Here is a 3,691-nt window from a genome sequence, read left to right as displayed (position 1 = left end):
GCCTCACCGGGAAGTTCGACAGGTGCTGTGCCGGGTGCGGGGGCGGGAGGAGCGGAGTACGCGGCGGCGAGTTCACCGAGTGCGGCGGCCAGCCGGGCGGCCGTACGGCGGTCGGCGTCGCGGAGCAGGCGGCCGCCGTCGGGGAGCCGGCGGCCGGTGTCGTGGAACCGACGGTCACCATCGGGAAGCCGACGGCCGGCTTCGGGAAGCCAGGGAGCGGAGGGGGCGTCGGGACGGCCCGCCGCTCTTCGTCCCCCGCTCGTCGTCGCTCCGCCGTCCGTCGAAGACCGCGCGTTCCCCCGGGACCTCGCGCCCGCCCGGCGCTCCTCGTCCGCCCCAGGCTGCCCGTCCGACCGAGGCTCGGCGGCCTCCCAAGTCTCCACGCCGGACCAAGCCCCCGTGTCCGACCATGCCTCCGCGTCCGCCTCAAGCTCCGCGCCCGCCCAAGGCTTCACGCCTGCCCCGGACTCCGCAGCTTCCCGGCGCTCCGCGGCCTCCCAGGACTCCGCGCCCGCCCAAGACTCCGTGTCGGCCGGGCTCCGCCCGTCCACCGGGGTCACGGTCCTCGCCGGGGTCCCGGTCGTCGCCGGGGTCCCGGTCGTCGCCGGAGTCCCCGTGCTCGCCCGGGGGTCATCCGTCGGTCCTGTGGTGCCTGTCGTCCTTGCCGCGCCGTCCCCGGCGTCCCAGCCGCTCCCAGCGTCCCCGCCATCCCCGGCATCTCCGCCGTCCCGGGCGGCCCCGCCGCCCCCAGCGTCTCCGCCGTTCCCGCCATCCCCAGCGTTCCCGGCGGCCCCGCCGCCTCCGACATCTCCGCCGTTCCCGCCATCCCCGGCGTCCGCCCGTCGCCGGGCGGAGAAGACGCGGGCGCGCTCGGTGGAACCGCCGCTCCGGTTGAGGTTTCCGCGGGGGTTTCCGCTTCCGCTTCCGTTCCCGTTTCCGTTCGCGTCGCCGGGTGCGGTCCGCCCAAGGCCCGCTCGGGGGCCGTAACCGGAATCCGCACCGGTGGCACCGCCGTCATGGGCATCGACCGGCAGACCCCGCAGCAAACGCTCCGCGGTCTCTTCGTCCAGCCAGCTGTACCGGTCGTCCGCCATCACGTTTCCCTCAGCGTTCGTGTGGCTTTATGCGTCACACCGCGCGCCATGCCCCGCGCCCTGCCCTTGGCCGTCCCACCGCCCGGCCTGGGCTTCGCGGCGCGTCCCGTGGAACCCGCGGTGGGGTCCTCCACGGTTCCGTCCGGGGCGGTCCGCCCGTCGCCGCCCGCCGTTCCGGGTGTCCTGCCGGGGGTGTCCCGCGCGCCCTCCTCCAGCAGCTCCGCGAGCTTGCGCAGCCCCCGGTGCGCCGCCGTCCGCACCGCGCCCGAGCGCTTACCGAGCACCTTCGCGGTGCTCTTGGCGTCCAGCCCCACCACCACACGGAGCACCACGGCCTCCGCCTGGTCGCGCGGGAGCTGGGATATGAGCGCCATGGTGCTGCTCGTGCCGAGCGCCTCCAGCGCCTCGTCCGCCGTGTCGGCACCCGCGGGGAGGCCGGCCAGTTCGCTCTCGTCGCCGCCTACGGCGGGACGGCGCCCGCGCATCCGCAGGTGGTCGAGCGCCCGGTTGCGGGCGATGCGGGCCGCCCAGCCGCGGAACCGGTCGGCGTCCCCGGCGAACCGGGGCAGGTCGCGGGCTATCTGCAACCACGCCTCGGAGGCGACGTCCTCGGCGTCGGCGTCCGGCACGAGGGTGCGCACGTAGCCGAGCAGACGCGGATGCACGGCGCGGTAGACGGTGCGGAAGGCGGACTCGTCCCCCTCCTGCGCCGCACGTACCGCAGCGGTCAGCTCCGCGTCGTCCCCCTGCACGCCCGTGTCTCGCCCCACTCCGCGAAGGTCTCAGTGCCGTGCGCCGCCATGTGCCGCCGGGGCCGTGCCCCACCGCGCTACCAGGGACGGTCTCACCTGGTACGGCGCGATGAGCACGCTAAGGCCAAGAGTGCTCGCTCGTCCATGCCGGGGGCATGGGTGCGCGGTCGGTGAGGAGCTGGTCGCGTGGTGTGGCCCGGTCCCGACATGACGGCGTAACACATTGGGGGGCCGTGACGCTGAGGGGAGTACGGGCGAGCCGCTGGCGTAGTGAGCCCGTGTCCGACGGCGACCGGGGTCTCTCCTGTGGGGGGTGGCGACCCCGGTCGCCTTCGTCTTTCCTGCCGGACGGTCAGCCGACGCGCCGGACAAGTTTCACGAACTCTCCCCACGAGCGGCCGGGCCGCCGCGGGTCCCACAGCTTCTGGGCGGTGGCGGCGAGCGGCAGCCTGATGCCGCGGGCCACCTGCGCGGTGGTCTGCGCGCCGGACAGGTCGCCCCATACGGCGAACCGGCCGCCGACGATGTGCTCACGGCCGGCCCATTTGCCGGGTACCGGCTCGGTGCCCCGGACCACGGCGGGTGTCCAGTGTTCGTAGATGCGCCGGCCGGTCGGATAGGTGAAGTTGTTGGGCTGGCCGAGCACGTAGTACAGGTATGCGTCGTTGAGGTTGACGACCTGCCAGCCCTCCCGCAGGTACTCCTCGGGCTCGCGCTGGCCCGTCTCGCGGCCGGTCCAGTAGGCGACCTGGCGGGGCCTGGAGGGCTTGACGACGCCGCCGCGGTGCATCCCGTCGTTCCACACCTGCGGGGTCTTGCCGTGCTTGCGCAGGGTGGCGGCGCGGTCGTTGAGCCAGTCGGTGGCCAGGTCCTGGATCTTCGCGTCGCTGCCGAACTTCTCGCGTGCCTTGCGCGCCAGGCCGGGGTAGGCCTGCTCGGGGTTCCGCGTCATGAGTGCCTGGTACTCGTCGCCGCCCGCGTGCGCGTACTTCGCGGGGAACAGGTCGGCGAACTCGCCCAGCAGATCGTCGACGATCTTCGCGGCCTTCGGGTTGGCGATGTCGACCGCGCCGCGCGGGGTCTGTCCCTGGGCGCCGCGCAGCTGGAGGTCGGGGTGGGCGCGGAGGACGGCGCCGAGGTGGCCGGGCGAGTCGATCTCGGGGATGACGGCGATGTGCCGGGAGGCGGCGAGCTTGACGATGTCGCGGACCTGGGCCTTGGTCAGCCGCGGGTTCGAGACGATCTCGGGGTGGGTGTCGCTCTGGATGCGGAACGCCTGGTCGTCGGAGAGGTGCAGCTGGAGCTGGTTGAGCTTGAGGTCGCCCATCTCGCGGACGCGGGCCTTGATCCAATCGGCGCTGAAGTTCTTCCGGGCGATGTCGAGGGAGAAGCCGCGCTGCGGCCGGTCCGGCGCGTCCCGGACGGTGCCCTCGGCGAAGCGGTGCTGGGCGCGGTGGGTCTGCAGGAGCGTGCGGGTGCCGTAGAAGACCCCGGCGTCGTCGGCGCCGGTGATGGTGACCCGGCCGGCGCGGCTGGTCAGTTCGTAGCTCTCGGGGCCGCCCAGTTCGGAGCGGGCGCCACGGCCCTTGGCGCTCTTCCGGCTCCGCCCGCTCTTCTTCAGTTCGATGTCGCCGGTGCGGGCGGGGCCCTGGGAGACGTCCACCTTCAGTTCGCGGGCCAGCAGCCTGGCCTCGTCGCGCAGCGAGCCGGTGCGGGTGACGACACGGGTGTACTTGGTGCGCTCCCAGCCGGGGCCGCGCCGGGCCTGCCAGTCGCGTACGGAGGGAACGGCGGAGGGGGGCGGTGCCCACCCGGTCCGGGCCCTTGGGGGGCGGCGGCCGGAAG

General features: G+C 74.3%; 2 protein-coding genes. Both read right to left on the bottom strand.

Annotated elements, in window-relative coordinates; all coding sequences use genetic code 11:
* Positions 1-1,093 precede the first annotated feature (1,093 nt).
* A complete protein-coding gene (locus FM076_RS20795) occupies positions 1,094-1,846 on the bottom strand; it encodes a sigma-70 family RNA polymerase sigma factor (RefSeq protein ID WP_173874895.1) in 753 nt (250 codons plus the stop codon).
* Positions 1,847-2,198: 352 nt separating this feature from the next.
* The coding region (locus FM076_RS20790) for a beta-N-acetylhexosaminidase (RefSeq protein ID WP_173872480.1) at positions 2,199-3,691 on the bottom strand (1,493 nt) is incomplete at its 5' end.

Origin of the sequence: Streptomyces albus subsp. chlorinus, from assembly GCF_013302895.1 — a bacterium.
Taxonomy (GTDB): domain Bacteria; phylum Actinomycetota; class Actinomycetes; order Streptomycetales; family Streptomycetaceae; genus Streptomyces; species Streptomyces chlorinus.
Note: the sequence above shows the minus strand (reverse complement) of the source record. Positions and strands in the feature narration are given on the sequence as shown.